This window comes from Aequorivita vladivostokensis, assembly GCF_000952855.1.
GTDB classification, from domain to species: Bacteria; Bacteroidota; Bacteroidia; order Flavobacteriales; family Flavobacteriaceae; genus Aequorivita; species Aequorivita vladivostokensis.
In genome coordinates, this window is sequence record NZ_JSVU01000011.1 from 30,539 (window position 1) to 46,142 (window position 15,604).

Genomic DNA, 15,604 nt, shown 5'->3' on the forward strand with positions numbered 1-15,604 from the left:
GCAAACGCAGCTGCTGGCATTTTGCTTTTTTCAAGAGCCCGTGTTGATGAACAGCCGGGGGAGAAGCAATCCAAATTCCTTTAATAGAAATTTTAATTCCACATATATTGACCGTTGCTCGGTAGGAAAAACCTTGTCGTGAAAAAGCGAACCCAATATTTGGAGAGCTTTAAAAAATCGATAATTCACTTACCGATTTAATTGGTGCCATTCTTAAAGAGATCCGAACGCGCTCAAATTGATTATGGCCGATCACGGCGGGTATGTAGGTATGGAAAGCTTTCAGCAAAGAAGGAAAATACCGAGGATAGTGATAAGATATATTCGATGTTCAGTAGCATACTGTCCATTCATTGGCCCGAGAATTCGCCTCCATCGTAGGAAGAAAAGTTTAAATCTCCCATAAATGTATTCAGGATCTTATTCAGTTTTTTAAGTGAAGATGCTTCCTATTTGAATCATTTAGAGAAGCATTCCAGTTATGGGCTTAATCTTGAAGGAGGCCCTAAACCGTTCATCAGAATGCTTTTATAGTTCATATCCCGTCCAATTTAATAATCACCTCAATATTGCCGAATAGTTATTGTGATTTTATTAAAAAACTGATCCTCCTATTTTTTAATCATTTTTACTATGTTAACTGAGGCTCTATTCTCGGTTTATTGCCTTCTAATTTTTTAAGATTGAATAGCATTAAAAAAATAGCTAAAAAGAAAAACCAATCATTATAAAAGGTGAACCGCTCTATGGTATGCATTCCAACAGCGACCGTTGCCGTGTTTGAAATTGTTAAGAGAGCGCCCAAAAATAGAACTTTAGAAGTATTAGTGACTTTTCGTTTTAATAAAGCCGTCCCGCTATATCCTAAGATTATAAAATAAAACAATACCAGAAGGTTACTTTTAAAGCCTTTTACAAAATTCTTAAAGCTGAGCTTTGACCAAGCTCCAAAATTTTTAATGATGAGCGGTCCTGCCAACTTGGTAGTGATTTTTTCCAATTCAATAAATTTTTCTTCAGGAGTAAGGGAAGGAGCTAGTAGTTCCTTGCCATAATCATATATTGTCCAGTTGGCTATACGCGTATAATTTGCCCTATAAAATTCAGTGGCATCTATGCCATCAGCCTCCCTTTGATAAATGCTAAGATTACGTTCCCACAGTTTTTTTTGAATCTTTTCAAAGAAATATCTCTCTTTTTCGGTTTTATATATTTCAACATCAGTGACATTCGCAACATACATTGCGGGAGTAAGGAGATGGAGTCCGGTCCACGGCGTAGCCTCAAAATAGCCGTTGGCTACTTTGTGATAAATATGGTCGGTTATCGACACTGCAAATGGTAAGATGCAAGAGAAGAGTAAGAGAGGAATACCTTTCTTATAGTCCCTTTTTCTAACACATATCCAAATCAGTAGTAGAATAACTATTGGAACAAAATAGAGAAATTGCCCTCGGGTCAATAATAGTGCGAAAAGAATTAACAATGACTTGCCAATATATTTTTGGTTCTCGGTGAAAATTGCTAAACTCAAAAAATGGAATAGCAAAAGATAAAGTGGATAAGCTATGGCTTCGGAAAGTACACTATTGCCTATTTTGATTCCAAAAATGCTTGGATATAATAATACAATACTCAGAAGAAGGCACCAGAATGCTTGAATACCTAGGTTCTCTTTTAGGTTCATAACCAAGATGTATATTGATGCGCATATAAATGACATTTGGGAAACTATTAAAAGAATTTCAAATTCTTTAAAATAAAATAGCTGTACAAATAGTGAGTAAACCGGCAGTCTGATTATTGACATGTTTAAATATCCATCAGAATCGTTATGAAGTATAGCACCTTTTGTGGCGATATATAGCGTAGTGCCAATAAATATAATACCCAATAGGTATTTAAAATACTTTTCACTTAAATAAATAATCTTTCTATCCATTCTTATTTCTTAAGCCCTAAAATACTAAAGAACAGACTGAAAAGTATAATCTGAACCCCTAAAAGCATTAAGGTAACAGCGGGAATAACCCTCCTGAAAACAGAATTATTTTCAATATTGCCAAAACTTATTGCTTGCCAATCTGTATATGCAGAAAAGCTTAAAGCAATTCCTACAATAACCAATATAAATCCAATAATCAATCCTTTTTCAAGATTTATAAATTTAAATAAACGGTCGTATTTCTTAGATTTGGGAAGCAAATCATTTTCTACAGTATAAACCTTGGTTAGACCATAAAACAATATAAACTGGAACCCTATCAAAGCAAGGACAGATGTGAAGAGAAGCGTATGGACATCAAAATTTACACTGCCGATGGAAATAGGACCGCTGATTAAAACAGCGGAAGTAATCAATCCGAAAACCATTAAAATCAGGCCAGGGATTAAAAATAGCCAATTCGGACTGTAAAGCACCAAAAATCGCAAGTGCCGCCAGCCGTCGCGCCAAGTATTCAAATGCGGAGGTCGCGTGCGTCCGTCTGGGGAGAGGATGGTGGGTACTTCGGTAATTTGAAGATTTTTAAGACTGGCTTTAACGATCATCTCACTGGCAAATTCCATTCCCGTGGTTTTCAGTTCCATCGTATAGAAGGCCTTCTTGCTAAACCCCCGCAAACCGCAATGAAAATCGCCGATATTACTTTTATAGAACAATCTTCCAATAAACGAAAGAACCGGGTTGCCCAAATATTTGTGCAGAAAAGGCATGGCGCCTGGTTTTATTCCACCCTTGAAGCGGTTGCCCATTACCAAGTCATACCCTTCCCGAAGTTTTAATAAATAGGGCATCAAATTACTGAAATCGTAACTGTCATCGGCATCGCCCATAATTACATACTTTCCGTTTGCCGCTTCAATTCCGCCTCTCAGCGCGCTACCGTAGCCCTTTTGCGGTACGTTTACCACGGTGGCATTTAGGCTCTTGGCGATTTGTTGCGATCCGTCGGTACTTCCATTATCGGCGATTATTACCTCGCCGGAGATTTTTTCTCGTTCAAAAAAACCTTGGGCTTTTTCAATACAGATAGCCAATGTTTCGGCTTCATTAAGACAGGGCATTACGACGGATAGTTCTATATTCATGTTTTTGAAATTATTTTTCTGAATAGAATAATGCCAACCAAAACGGCAAAAAAGTAATTATAAAATAAATAGCGCATTATGGAGTGGGAGGCAAAAGCCACTATCATTGCGTTGGAGATGATCAAAGTAAGTGCGAAAAGCAACAATCCATTATAGACTGACCATTTCCGAAGAGCGATGAATACACTATATAAAAAAAGTAATAGTGTCAAACCCGCGATCATAATCCCTCCAAAACCGTGAAAGACACCTTCCCAATAGATAGAAATATATTCCTTAAAATTATTTTTTATCAAAATAGGCAGCATTTCTTTCGCTGTTTCTTCTATCATAATAACGTTTTCGCCAGGTTTTTCAGTTTTATTTTCAAAATATGCCATCCCCGGAATGTGGAAATTCCGGTTGCAAATTACAGGAAAGTTATTATGAAAAACCATATACTTATCCGACGCATTTCCAGAAACATTTGAACTCAGAAGACCCAAGCTATCAATGCGTTTAAAGGTATTCAGATAAATCGTTCTATTATCTTCAATTTTCAGCAACGCAGCATCTTCCTTATTAGATACGTAAAGCGGTAATGTAAGTGCGTTTGCATAACTAAAGGGTGTGGTTACGAAAAAGCCATGTACCACTTTGTGATATGTTTTGTCTAATGTTTGTACTAAAAAAGGCAATATTAAAAGAAGCAAAACATAAAATAATTTCGTTCTTCCAAAGATGTTTCTCCGTTCCTTTAAAACATACAAAACCAAAATGACCGGGGCCACAATAATGAATTGGCCTCGGGTAAGGCACAAGAGTATAAAGGCTATTGAAAGGTGGATAAATTTGGCAGTTTGATTTCTGAATAGGAAATCAATACTGAAAGCCACCAGAAACAAGTAAAGGGGATAGGAAATTCCTTCTGAAGTCAAATTGTTTCCTACCCAAAGTGGTGGGAAATAGGGAAAAATCAACACTATAAAGAGAAGAATATATACCCAGGCCTTTAATTTTAGTAGGTGTTTTCCTGAACTCAGAAGTTTTGAAATCGCCAAAAAACCAAATATTAATTGAAAAGCGACTACCGTAGTTTCAAAAAAATCGCCGAAGAGTAGGTCAAAACTTCTCAAGAAAAGTCCATAACCAGGAAATCTGTAAAAATGTACCTTAAAATAAGTGTACGTATCTGGGGAATAAATGGCGGGTTGCAATATCAAATATAGAAACACACCGAAATAGACCAACAGCTGTAAGCCATCAAACGCTGAAAATTTTAAGCCTCGTGTAGAATATTTGAACAATTTGATGGTTTTAATTAATTATTTGTGGGACTGTAAAACTAAAAATAAATTTTAGCTTTACATTCTTATATCGAAAGCCTTTTTTTAAAAAGAAAATCCATTGGAAAACAGTACATTTTCAGTAAAAAGATACACCGCGAAAGATAAATTTTTGTGGCAGCAATTTATGGAGACTTCCAAAAATGCCACTTTTTTGTTCCAAAGGGATTTTATGGAATACCACGCTGATAGATTTACGGATCATTCGCTGTTGGTATTGAAAAAGGGAAAGCCTGTGGCGTTACTGCCAGCAAATATTGCAGATAACACTTTGTATTCCCACCAAGGTCTTACCTACGGCGGTTTGATACTTCATAAAAAAGTCAAATTAAAGGAGGTGGCCGCTATATTTAGCAGTGTACTTCAATTTTTAAATGAAAAGGGTATTGAAACACTGCAAATAAAAATGTTGCCGAAAATCTACAACCGGCTTCCGGCAGACGAATTGGACTACCTGCTTTTTATAGCTGCGGCAGAACGGGTGCGGGCCGACGTTCTAAGCGTTATAGATAATAAAAACCCACTGAGAATTGCAACAAACCGACTGGAAGGCGTAAAAAAGGCCCAGAAACAAGGATTGAGAATTGTGGAGGAAAATGACTTTAAAGGTTTTTGGGAAAAAATATTAACCCCAAATTTAGCGCTCCGACACCAAGCCTTGCCAGTGCATTCCTTGGGCGAGATAACAGATCTGGCTAGTAAGTTTCCAATAAATATAGTACAGTTCAACGTGTATAAAGACAATGAAATTGTAGGTGGCGCAACTATTTTTGAAACCGAAGCCGTGGCGCACGTGCAATATATTTCTGCCAATGAGGACAAACAACAATTGGGAACATTGGATTTTTTATTTGAGTATTTAATAACCGAGCGTTTCAGAAATAAAAGATATTTCGATTTTGGGACTTCCAACGAAAACCATGGAAAAAATATAAATGAAGGCTTACTTTATTGGAAGGAATGTTTTGGCGCCAGAAGTATCGTCCAGTCTTTTTATGAAGTAAAGACCGCGAACTATAAAAAACTAGCAACCGTTTTTATATGATTCCATTTTTAGACTTACACGCCATAAATAAACGTTTTGAAAAACAATTTCAAGAAGGCTTTAGGCAATTTTTGGATTCGGGATATTATGTTTTGGGAAATCAAGTAAAATTGTTTGAGGCAAATTTCGCAAAGTATTGCGGCACAACCTATTGCATTGGCGTAGGCAATGGCCTTGATGCCCTTCGACTGATATTGGAAGGCTATAAAATACTCGGAAAACTGAAAGAAAACGATGAGGTTTTGGTGGCTTCAAACACCTATATCGCTACCATTTTGGCAATAAAACAGGCCGGCCTAAAACCCGTTTTGGTAGATGCAGATTTTGAAACTTATAATTTCAACATTCAGTCGTTGCGAAATCCAATTTCCCAAAACACGAAGGCTATTATGCCGGTCCATCTGTATGGGCAATTGGCGCCGATGGAGGAGATTTTGGAAATTTCAAAAGAATACAATTTGCTCGTAATAGAGGATGCGGCCCAAGCACATGGCGCAAAAACGAATGATGGGAAACGCGCCGGAAATCTTGGCGATGCCGCGGGATTCAGTTTTTATCCCACTAAAAATTTGGGTGCGCTGGGCGATGGCGGAGCGGTTACCACCAACGATGCTGAACTGGCCGATGCAATCGCAAAACTTCGCAATTACGGTACGTCCACAAAATATGTAAACGAGCTTTTGGGTTTCAACTCAAGACTGGACGAACTGCAGACGGCTTTTTTAAATGTGAAATTGCCCACTTTGGATTCCGACAATTCCCTGCGACGAACAATTGCAAAAAAGTATATTTCAGAAATAAAAAACGATAAAATCATCCTTCCGACCTACGACGGAAATGAGGACCATGTTTTCCACCTCTTTGTGGTCCGTGTGGATAATAGAAATGAATTTATAGATTATTTGGATAGAAACGGCATTGGGCATTTGATTCATTACCCTATTGCGCCGCACAAACAAGAGGCGCTTTCGGAATATAAGAATTTGAAATTTCCCGTTACCGAAAAAATCCATAACACCATTATCAGTATTCCTATAAGTCCCCTGCTTTCCGAAGCTGAGGTGGATACCATTATTTCAGTATTAAATACATATTAGGTGAAGATACCATCCTTTATACGCGGTAATTTACTTTTGAAGATGACATCGCTAAATGCTGTGGTGGTAAGTATCAGGCTCTTGATTTCTGCCGTTGTGCAGCGTCTGCTCTATGATTACGTTGGAGCGGTGGGACTCTATAAAATAGGTCAGTTAAGAAGTTTGTCGCAGTTATTGATGTCAATCTCTTCGCTCGGTACTTTCAGCGGCCTGGTAAAATATGTTGCAGAATACAGGTCAGACAAGGCCCAGCTTCAAAAGCTATTTAGCACTACGTTAGTTTTTACCATATTTGGTGTTTTAGGTAGCTGTATCACGCTGCTTGTGTTTTCAGACCGCATCAGCGATTATCTTTTTGCCTCAAATGAATTTTCGTATATAATTAAATTAACCGCTGTAATTATTCCCTTCATCGCGGTGCAACGCGTTTTTAATGGAGTTATAAACGGACTGTCCGAATACAAAAAGTTTGCAAAAATCGATTTGGTCAGTTACCTGCTTACGGTGTCATTAACTCTGTTGTTTCTTTTCCAGTACAATTTGGACGGGGTGCTGATAGCTATTAGTATTACGCCGATAATTCAGGTATTGGTCCTGCTTTTCTTTTTTTTCAGAGTACTGCGTGACTACATAATTTTCAAGGATATAAAATTGAAATCCCCTATGGCAAAAAGCCTTTTTGCTTTTACGGTTATGTCCTTTGTGAGTTCCATTTTACTACCTCTTGTGGAAATAGATATAAGAAGCATGCTGGAAGAACGAATGTCAGGACGGGATGCTGGGGTATGGACCAATATGACTTTTATTTCGAAAAATTATATGGTTTTTTCAGGTTCCCTTTTTACATTATATGTGCTTCCCAAATTTGCGGGAATCTATTCCGCAAATAATTTTAAGAAAGAAGTTTTCAATATTTATAAAACCATTTTGCCGCTATTTGCCGCAGGTATGATTCTGGTTTATCTATTTAGACACCTTATAATTGAATTGTTATATCCAGGATTGACCGAAATGGCGCCACTTTTTAAATGGCAATTGGTGGGCGATTTTATTAGGCTGGCTTCCCTAGTACTTTTGAACCAGTTTTTGGCTAAAAAATTGGTGCGCAGTTTTATATTTTCGGAACTTTTTTCATTGGCGCTTTTTTATGTGCTGGCCCAATTGCTTGTTGCTCCGTATGGGGTTGAGGGAATTGTAATCGCACATTTTATCAGGTATGTGCTTTATTTTTTTGTTGTTTCATTTTTAGTGTTCAGATATTTTAAAAAACAAAGAAAGTAAATTTTAAAGGAAAAAATCAGGTAAAGTTTAGATAGCTTTGAAACCAATTTTGTTGCATGCTTGATTCTAAAAACTCTTACAGACAGGTAATTAAGGCCACTTCGCTTTTTGGAGGGGTCCAGGTATTCAATATCTTGATTTCCATAGTTCGCTCAAAATTTATCGCCTTGTGGATAGGCCCTGCGGGTTTTGGTATCGCCACGCTTTTGAACACGACCATAGGCCTCATCAACGGAATGACCAATTTGGGGTTGGACAGAAGTGCCGTAAAGGATATTTCCTTCAGTCATGCAAACGCACAACCTGAAGGTACCGCACGCACCATACAAATTGTGAAGAGATTAGTGTGGTTTACCGCTATTTTGGGCAGTGTAATTATGCTTGCGGGCGCTCCGTGGTGGAGTGAGATTGCCTTTGACTCAAAGGAATATACCTTATCCTTTGTCTGGATTTCTTTGGCACTGTTGTTTAAACAGCTTTCCAATGGTCAGTTGGCAATATTGCAGGGCCTTCGAAAATTAAAAAAACTTGCAAAGGCGAATCTGTATGGAAATCTTTTGGCACTGCTCATTACGCTTCCCCTGTATTATTTTTACCGAATTGACGCCATTGTACCTGCAATAATAATTTCTTCTTTTATCGTTTTTATTTTTACCTATTATTTCGCCCGTAGTGAAAAGGTTGCTACCGTTAAACTTACCAACAGGGAAGCTTTTGTTGAAGGAAAAACAATGGTGCAATTGGGTCTTACGCTGAGCATTAGCAGTATGATCGGTCTTTTGGTAGCGTATATTATTCAAATCTTTATTAGCCAAACGGGGGGACTGTCGGAAGTGGGTCTATACAACGCCGGGTTTGTTATTCTGAATGCATATGTGGGGCTGGTCTTTACGGCTATGGAAACGGATTATTTTCCGAGATTATCTGCAATTTCCGATAGGATCGAAGCCATACGCCAAACCGTTCTTGAACAAGCTTTTATCGCCATTCTTCTCATTCTGCCAATTATAGTAATCTTTTTGGCGGCCGCGCCATTCATTATTGTGCTTTTATATTCCAATGAATTTGTGCCGATAATAGATATGGTTCGTTGGGGTATTTTGGGAATGGTATTCAAAGCCGTTTCCTTTTCCATGGGATATATTTTAATAGCGAAAGGTGACTCAAGGCTTTTTATGAAAACGGCCATTGGGTTCAATGCTTTACTCTTAATAATGAATCTTTCTGGCTATTATTTTGGCGGCTTGAAAGGCTTGGGGATTAGTTTTTTACTATATTATATCATTCATTTCATAGGCTTGCGGATGATTACAAAAACACGATATGATTTCTATTTTAATAAAAGCTTTTACGGCATCTTCGGCATTTGTGTTTTAATATGTGGAATTTCATTTTTGTTGACCTATATAGAATATTCCTATCTTAAATACGGTTTGTTAATAATTATGGCTGGTTTTTCTTTTGTATTTTCATACATCCAATTGGATAGAAAAATGGACATAAAGGAATTATTCCGAAAGATTTTTAGAAGAAAATAATGGTCGGCTCGTTAAAAAGAACATATCGAAATACCCGCGAGAGTTTTAGGTTTTACTTCTCGGTGAATTGGATAAAAACCATTTATTTCAATTTCAGGATGTTTCCCGTAAAAACAGCCCTGAAGCTGCCTGTTTTTTTCTATGGAAAGATTAAATTTTCAAATTTAAGCGGTAAAGTAATTATCGATGGTTCAGTAAAAAGGGCGATGATAGGGTTTGGTCAAAAATTTGAGTTTCCAACTACTTCCAAGGGAACCGCAGAGCTCGCCTTAATGGGCACGCTTCGGTTTAAAAGTAATGCCCATATCGGGCTGGACTGTACAATTCTTATAGCTAGGGATGCCTATTGTGAATTTGGATTCATGGGGTGTCTTGGATCGAATGTCAAGCTTATTTGTTCTAAAAAAATAATTATAGGAGATTGGTGCGGAATAGGTTATAATTCACAAGTGATTGACACAAACTCCCATCCGATGAAAAATACAATCACAGGGGAGGTTTACCCAATGTCTGCTCCCATAGAATTGGGAGCTTATAATGCAATTTCAAATACAGTGTCAATAATGGCGGGGACTAAAACGCCCGACAATTGCGTTATAACCTCACATTCACTTTGCAATAAAGACTATCGATCTTTGGGCGAAAATATTTTAATTGGAGGCATACCCGCCAAGTTGATTAAAAATAATTTTGCTCGTGATTGGGAAAGTGAAAAAGAGATGCTCAAGAAAAATAAAAGGGTTATTTAGTCTTTTTGGAATTGCTTTTCTGAAATTTTGCAGGATTACCGAACCAAGTCTCGTCACTGGGAATATCTTTGTTTATAAATGACATGGAACCGAGAATAGTGTTATCGCCAATGGTTATCCCGTGTTGGATGACGCAGCCCGTACCGATAAAAACATTTTTTCCGATTTGTGCGCCTCCAATTTGTTGGTGGTCTGTATTTAGGTTGTTGGTCATAACCTTGGGACATATATAGGAATTGTCGCCAATTTTAATTCCGCGAGCTATAATGCTATCATAGCGTATGGTAACATTATTTCCTATCACACAATTGCCCGAGGAGGAAACTCTGGAATCTATGTAACAATTCTCTCCAATTATCGTGGCTTTGCGCAATTCAACATAATTCTTGATTATTGTATTGTCCCCAATCTCAACATCGTCATCTATTATACAGAAAGAACCAATTTGGACATTTTTTCCAATCTTGGCCTTTTCCGAAATTATATTTTGTAGTGGCATAAGTTATTTTTGATGTAAATTTAGGAATAAGCGATATAGGAAAAAAATAAGATATCTCATAATACTAAAATATTAAACCGAGAGAGTAGTTTTCTGTAATTACCCAAGATATAAGGTTGAAATACGTAAAGTTTAATCTTGGTCTGTATCATTTTCTATATAGAATACTTTCTAATTATAATTTTGAAATACCTAAAGAAAGTTTATGGCTATCTTTGCAAAAAATCCGTAGCGTCCCATTTCTGAATATCTATGCCACTTTCCCTATACAATCCCTTTGACGATTTAATTTTTGACGAACATTTCTGCTTTCTTTCCGGAGCGCTCACTACCGAAAAAATGCCAGTGTTTCCACAATGGTTGATGGACAAATTTAAGTTTGGCGACGAGCGCATCGAAATGATGGACAAGCAGAAAACCTACGTATATGCCGATTTGGAATTGCCCTGTTCCCCAGAGGTGAAAAATGCCTTTGACGCACTGGATGAAAAAATTCAGGCCGCCTACAAAGAAGGCTACGAGGGAATGGCCGCGCTGGACGAACTGCTCATCTTTCAATGGACTGGCAGAATGCTGTACGGCCTGCTTTATTATGAAATGCGGTACGAACGCGACCGATTGCTGCGGCAAGGGGAGGAGTTTGCCCTTTCCACACAGTTGAAACAGCGGTTCGGGAATTTCCATTTGATGCTCCAATCTATTGTTGAGCCGATTTCTTTCGTTGGAAAAAAGCCGTGGAGCATAGTGGTGTTTCCCCTGAAATATTCGGCCGATATTTTCAGCTATCGCGATGATGCTATCAACCTGCTGTTTTCGTTTGGGGTGAACGGTTTTGGCTTTATTGCTTGCTTGCAGGACAATGGTATAATTGCCGAAAAGCAAAAAGAGTTACTCGAAAAAATGAAAGGCCCCGTTTTGCACCCTATCCAGTTTGAGGAATTGTACGCCCGGTTTCATTACTCCGATTATATCCTACAGTATAACCCGGAATACAAAATTGAAAGGAAGGATAATGCAATTACCATAGAAGCGATTCCTATTGAAAAAAAGGGAAGCAAACCTATTTTCGGGTTTTGGGACGAGGATATTTTTGCCCAGTTGCTCGCCAACTATTGGAGTGTTTACGGCATTGAGCGGGAGGATATCCTGCAATTTCAAAAGCCGCCGCTCAGTTTTTTGGAAAATCCGTATTCGAAGGATTTTATAAAGCCGGAAGCAATCGATTTGCCATTTTAATTAGAGTTCCAAACTTCCGAATATTTCTTGGCAATTGAAATATAATGGTGTTCCCGCTCAATAAACGCCCGTGCATTTTTTGAAATGGTTTGTAATTTTTCGGGATTCAAAATTAGGTCTTCCATTTTTTGGACTAAATAATCTACATCGGGAAGGGCGTTGATGCACACTTCATCTTCCTTTAAATTATAGTGTTCCAAAAACTCTTTCTCGGCGCCGGTAAAAACTACCTTTCCTTTTGCCATTGCTTCCAAGGCGTTGTAACCTTGGTCATAAGCAAACACTTGATCCAAAAGAATATGTGCCGAATTGTACTTTTCAATATATTCGGAATAGGGCACATTTTCCACGGTAATCACTTCCATTTTTGAAGAATATTGCTGCTGAAGTTTTTTTAGCGCAGTTTCAAAATAATCATTTCCCTTTTTGAAATAATTCGCCCGATTTATACCGTGAAAAATAATCACCTTTTCTTCGGAAGCAAACGGATTAAAATTTAATTTTTCAGTATTTATTGGGTTTGCGATCAGTCCCAAATATTTCTTATTTCCGAGGAGCGGAATGTGATAATCCAAATCGGAAGCAATTACACCATCCACTTTTTCAAAAACAAAATCGTGCAGTTCTTTGTATTCGGGCATTAAATATTTCAATGCCGGGAAATATTCTTTTTCTGAAATTTTCCCCTCAAAAAACGGAGTGAAAATGGAGTACCGGAACTTTTTTTCAAAAGCGTATTTCACGCTCGTATAATCCGTGCCGCAGGAAAGCAGGAAGAGTTTTGCGTTGTTATGGCTTAAAAATGAAATGATTTCCTTTTCGTGTTTCGGTTGGATTCCCAGCGGGCTTTCGTTTATCAACTGCACAACGTCAAAATTCTTAAATTTTTCTTTCTGTTGAAAAAACTGCCTTTTTAGGGAAATGGAAGAAATATCCTTACCGAAAATTTTAAAAAGGCCCACTTTCACCTTTTTTGAAATTCCCGAATCGTATTTCCGTTTTAACAGCATATCCGACGGGTAGTTTTTAAATTCATCGCCCGTAGAAACCAGCGTAACCTCGTGGCCAAGTGCTTGCAATCCTTCTTTTAAGGAATTGTGCAACCTGCTGTATTCGCCCACCAAAAGTATTTTCATATTTCCTTTTTTGCCACAAAGTACACCAAGCAAAGGCAAAAAGTTCACAAAGGATGCTCCGTAACTTTGTGAAAAATCTTTGTGAATGTTGTGGTTAAATTTTACACATCCAGCAAATAATAGTATTCTTATAAAGTTATCTTTGCCAAGATCGTTCAAAAATACACAATAAAAACCGATGACTTCCCAAAAGAAATTCAAAGTATGCCTGGTTTCCATTTCGCTTGCAAAAGGGGGCCTGGAGCGGTCGTGCGCTATGCTTTCGCAGATGTTGGAGGCGCAGGGTCACGAGGTGCATTTGGTAATTTTGAATGATGATGTGGATTACCCTTTTAGCGGTAAAATGCTGAATTTGGGAAAATTGAAAACCGAAAATGATTCGATGGTGAGGCGATTGCTGCGCTTTCGAAAATTTCGAAATTATTTAAAAAAGGAAAATTTTGATGTAGTTATCGACCATCGTCCAAAAAACAATTTTGAGCGCGAGCTGTTCTATTCCAAATTTATATATCGCGAGCTGAATAAAATTTATGTAGTGCACAGTTCCAAAAAGACGGAGTATCTCACGGAAAATCCATCGGCATTTTCAAAAGTCTGTCAAAAAAACCTGTTGAACGTGGCGGTTTCCGAATATATTGAAGCTGAAATTTTAAGGAAAGAAGGCATTTTTAATTCAGTGACCATCCACAACGCTTTTGATCCTGCTTGGGCTGAACAAAATGGCGAGTTTCCCCAAATACTTCAAAACAAAAAGTACATACTTTCCTACGGCAGGCTGGACGATTCCATAAAGGATTTTTCGTTTTTGATGGAAGCTTTTTCGCGATCCAAAGTTTGGGAAAAAGATGTGCATCTCGTCATTTTGGGTGACGGCATGGATAGGGAAATGCTTCAAAAACGGGCTGCTTCCAAGGAGGGGGCGCGGCAAATACTATTTCTTCCCTTCACCAATAATCCTTTTGAAATTATTAAAAATGCCCGTTGCGTGACGCTCACCAGCAAATACGAAGGCTTCCCGATGGTGCTTGTGGAATCGCTCTCCTTGGGAACGCCCGTAGTTTCATTGGACATAGTTTCGGGCCCTTCGGAAATCGTACAGCACCAAAAAAATGGTTTGCTGATTGCCGAAAGAAGTTTACCTTTATTTGCGGAAGCGTTGCAAAGCGTATGTTTTGATGAAACGGGCTATCAAAACTTAAAAGCAAACACAAAAGCTTCCGTTGAAAAATTTTCAATGCAGACCATTTCTGAAAAATGGAACCAAATTTTAAACCATGCCTTACAATAAAATTGAAGACATACATGTATTTGAAATCCCGAAAATCACGGATCCACGCGGCAATTTGTCAGTTGTGGAAGAGGGGTTCTTGCCCTATGAGGTAAAACGCGTGTATTATTTATACGATGTGCCCAGCGGCGCCTATCGGGGCGGGCATGCGCACAAGGAGCAATTGGAGTTTTTAATAGCCCTCAGTGGTAGTTTTGAGGTACTTTTGGACGATGGCGAAAATAAAAAGTCGGTTATTTTGAATAAGCCCAACCAAGGTTTGCTGATACCCACGGGAATTTGGCGTGAACTTGAAAATTTTTCTTCCGGATCGGTCTGTTTGGTGCTTTCCTCGGGCAGGTTTCTGGAGAGCGATTACATCCGCGAGTACGATGATTTTAAGCTATTTAAAGGTGCCTAACCGCAGGCCGAGCTTTTCCAGTCCATTTTTTGTTTTTAGCATATATTTTAAAATGGTCTTATTTTGCCGTAGTAGAAACTGTTGCTTTTTGCTCAGGTTTTCGGGGTTTATTTTTTGATAATATTTTTGAAAAGCTGCTTTATTGCCCTCCATTTTGGCCAGGATACATAGTGAATATCGGTTTAGATCCAGAAATTTCTTGAGCGCGGGATTGTTTTTTTCGAAAGGTTCGTAAGCTTCAAAATTGGCTTTTTCATCTAAGTTTTTCACCCGTTGAAATAAACTGTTTTGCCTAACTATATAGGTTGCGCATACTTTGGGGCTGAAAACTATCTTGTATTTTAAGCCAATCCGAACATAAAGATCCGTATCCTCTCCGCTTTTAATTGTCGTGTCATACCAGCCTACCTTTTCAAAAACATTTTTTTTAAGTACGGTGGAAATACTCAACAAAACCGAATCCAGTTGGCTGGCCTCAAAATAATCGACCACCACGGCATCTGTTCCAATGGTTTGGAGGGAATAACTGTTTTTAAAGACTTTGCCGTTTCGCTTAATTTCGGTGGCAGTGGCAAAAACCGATTCGGAAGGAAATTCTGAAAGCAATCGGTTTTGCTCTTCCAAATAAAAGGGATACCAGTAGTCGTCAGCATCCATCAGCGCGATATATTCCGATGTGGCTTGCCGTATCGTAAAATTCCTTGCAGCCGATGCACCGCTATTTTCCTTTGAAAAATAACGTATTCGTGGATCTTTGAATTTTAAGATTTCAGCCTCGCTATTGTCCGTAGAACCATCATTCAGAATTACTACTTCAAAATCCGTAAAGGTCTGCGACAAAACGCTTTTTAAAGTTTCGGCAATGTATTTTTCTTTGTTGAAGACTGCTATTACAATTGAAAACTTCATTCTTTATAAGT

The 15,604-nt window shown here is 38.2% G+C and carries 14 protein-coding genes; 8 read left to right on the forward strand and 6 right to left on the reverse strand.

Annotated elements, in window-relative coordinates; genetic code table 11:
• Positions 1 to 631: 631 nt before the first annotated feature.
• The 3 genes from MB09_RS13925 to MB09_RS13935 are packed head-to-tail and all read right to left on the reverse strand — an operon-like array spanning position 632 to position 4,376.
• A complete protein-coding gene (locus tag MB09_RS13925; protein WP_045081541.1) occupies positions 632 to 1,942 on the reverse strand; it encodes a hypothetical protein in 1,311 nt (436 codons plus the stop codon).
• Positions 1,943 to 1,944: 2 nt separating this feature from the next.
• On the reverse strand, positions 1,945 to 3,090 hold the full coding sequence (locus MB09_RS13930) for a glycosyltransferase family 2 protein (RefSeq protein WP_045081542.1): 1,146 nt from the start codon (positions 3,088 to 3,090) through the stop codon (positions 1,945 to 1,947).
• A complete protein-coding gene (locus tag MB09_RS13935) occupies positions 3,087 to 4,376 on the reverse strand; it encodes a hypothetical protein (protein ID WP_045081543.1) in 1,290 nt (429 codons plus the stop codon). Before MB09_RS13935 ends, MB09_RS13930 begins: the two co-directional genes overlap by 4 nt.
• 100 nt (positions 4,377 to 4,476) lie before the next feature.
• On the opposite strand from MB09_RS13935, the gene MB09_RS13940 reads away from it, so the two are divergent.
• The 5 genes from MB09_RS13940 to MB09_RS13960 all read left to right on the forward strand — a co-directional run bounded on the left by MB09_RS13940 (position 4,477) and on the right by MB09_RS13960 (position 10,125).
• Positions 4,477 to 5,460 carry a GNAT family N-acetyltransferase gene (locus MB09_RS13940; protein WP_240484845.1) on the forward strand — a complete coding sequence of 328 codons (984 nt, stop codon included), beginning with the start codon at positions 4,477 to 4,479 and terminating at the stop codon, positions 5,458 to 5,460.
• Positions 5,457 to 6,557, forward strand: coding sequence for a DegT/DnrJ/EryC1/StrS family aminotransferase (locus MB09_RS13945; protein ID WP_045081544.1), 1,101 nt, complete (start codon positions 5,457 to 5,459; stop codon positions 6,555 to 6,557). The genes MB09_RS13940 and MB09_RS13945 overlap by 4 nt, the downstream gene beginning before the upstream one ends.
• Positions 6,558 to 7,838 carry an O-antigen translocase gene (locus MB09_RS13950; RefSeq protein ID WP_045081545.1) on the forward strand — a complete coding sequence of 427 codons (1,281 nt, stop codon included), beginning with the start codon at positions 6,558 to 6,560 and terminating at the stop codon, positions 7,836 to 7,838.
• Positions 7,839 to 7,894: 56 nt separating this feature from the next.
• Positions 7,895 to 9,376 (forward strand): oligosaccharide flippase family protein, encoded by a 1,482-nt coding sequence (locus MB09_RS13955; protein ID WP_045081546.1) that lies wholly within the window; start codon positions 7,895 to 7,897, stop codon positions 9,374 to 9,376.
• A 98-nt stretch (positions 9,377 to 9,474) separates the two neighbouring features.
• Complete coding sequence (locus MB09_RS13960; RefSeq protein ID WP_045081590.1) at positions 9,475 to 10,125, forward strand: acyltransferase; 651 nt, start codon at positions 9,475 to 9,477, stop codon at positions 10,123 to 10,125.
• Here MB09_RS13960 and MB09_RS15640 read toward each other — a convergent pair.
• Entirely contained in the window at positions 10,118 to 10,624 is a 507-nt protein-coding gene (locus tag MB09_RS15640; RefSeq protein ID WP_052671409.1) for a DapH/DapD/GlmU-related protein, read from the reverse strand. The two genes, MB09_RS13960 and MB09_RS15640, sit on opposite strands and share 8 nt — an antisense overlap.
• Before the next feature lie 252 nt (positions 10,625 to 10,876).
• Between MB09_RS15640 and MB09_RS13970 the strand changes: the two genes are divergently transcribed.
• Positions 10,877 to 11,860, forward strand: coding sequence for a hypothetical protein (locus MB09_RS13970; RefSeq protein ID WP_045081547.1), 984 nt, complete (start codon positions 10,877 to 10,879; stop codon positions 11,858 to 11,860).
• Here the strand turns inward: MB09_RS13970 and MB09_RS13975 are convergent.
• Positions 11,857 to 12,996 (reverse strand): glycosyltransferase, encoded by a 1,140-nt coding sequence (locus tag MB09_RS13975; protein ID WP_045081592.1) that lies wholly within the window; start codon positions 12,994 to 12,996, stop codon positions 11,857 to 11,859. The two genes, MB09_RS13970 and MB09_RS13975, sit on opposite strands and share 4 nt — an antisense overlap.
• A 178-nt stretch (positions 12,997 to 13,174) precedes the next feature.
• Here MB09_RS13975 and MB09_RS13980 point away from each other — a divergent pair, with 178 nt between their 5' ends.
• Together MB09_RS13980 and MB09_RS13985 are read left to right on the forward strand one after the other, a co-directional pair.
• A complete protein-coding gene (locus tag MB09_RS13980; RefSeq protein WP_045081548.1) occupies positions 13,175 to 14,284 on the forward strand; it encodes a glycosyltransferase in 1,110 nt (369 codons plus the stop codon).
• A complete protein-coding gene (locus MB09_RS13985) occupies positions 14,271 to 14,684 on the forward strand; it encodes a sugar 3,4-ketoisomerase (protein ID WP_045081549.1) in 414 nt (137 codons plus the stop codon). Before MB09_RS13980 ends, MB09_RS13985 begins: the two co-directional genes overlap by 14 nt.
• Here MB09_RS13985 and MB09_RS13990 read toward each other — a convergent pair.
• A complete protein-coding gene (locus MB09_RS13990) occupies positions 14,667 to 15,593 on the reverse strand; it encodes a glycosyltransferase family 2 protein (protein ID WP_045081550.1) in 927 nt (308 codons plus the stop codon). The genes MB09_RS13985 and MB09_RS13990 overlap by 18 nt on opposite strands.
• Positions 15,594 to 15,604: the final 11 nt, after the last annotated feature.

Excerpts from the sequence above, each read along its gene's own strand:
- MB09_RS13925 (WP_045081541.1), bottom strand. The coding sequence starts at position 1,942 with ATGGATAGAAAGATTATTTATTTAAGTGAAAAGTATTTTAAATACCTA.
- MB09_RS13930 (WP_045081542.1), bottom strand. The coding sequence starts at position 3,090 with ATGAATATAGAACTATCCGTCGTAATGCCCTGTCTTAATGAAGCCGAA.
- MB09_RS13945 (WP_045081544.1), top strand. The coding sequence starts at position 5,457 with ATGATTCCATTTTTAGACTTACACGCCATAAATAAACGTTTTGAAAAA.
- MB09_RS13955 (WP_045081546.1), top strand. The coding sequence starts at position 7,895 with ATGCTTGATTCTAAAAACTCTTACAGACAGGTAATTAAGGCCACTTCG.
- MB09_RS13960 (WP_045081590.1), top strand. The coding sequence starts at position 9,475 with ATGTTTCCCGTAAAAACAGCCCTGAAGCTGCCTGTTTTTTTCTATGGA.
- MB09_RS15640 (WP_052671409.1), bottom strand. The coding sequence starts at position 10,624 with ATGCCACTACAAAATATAATTTCGGAAAAGGCCAAGATTGGAAAAAAT.
- MB09_RS13970 (WP_045081547.1), top strand. The coding sequence starts at position 10,877 with ATGCCACTTTCCCTATACAATCCCTTTGACGATTTAATTTTTGACGAA.
- MB09_RS13975 (WP_045081592.1), bottom strand. The coding sequence starts at position 12,996 with ATGAAAATACTTTTGGTGGGCGAATACAGCAGGTTGCACAATTCCTTA.
- MB09_RS13980 (WP_045081548.1), top strand. The coding sequence starts at position 13,175 with ATGACTTCCCAAAAGAAATTCAAAGTATGCCTGGTTTCCATTTCGCTT.
- MB09_RS13985 (WP_045081549.1), top strand. The coding sequence starts at position 14,271 with ATGCCTTACAATAAAATTGAAGACATACATGTATTTGAAATCCCGAAA.
- MB09_RS13990 (WP_045081550.1), bottom strand. The coding sequence starts at position 15,593 with ATGAAGTTTTCAATTGTAATAGCAGTCTTCAACAAAGAAAAATACATT.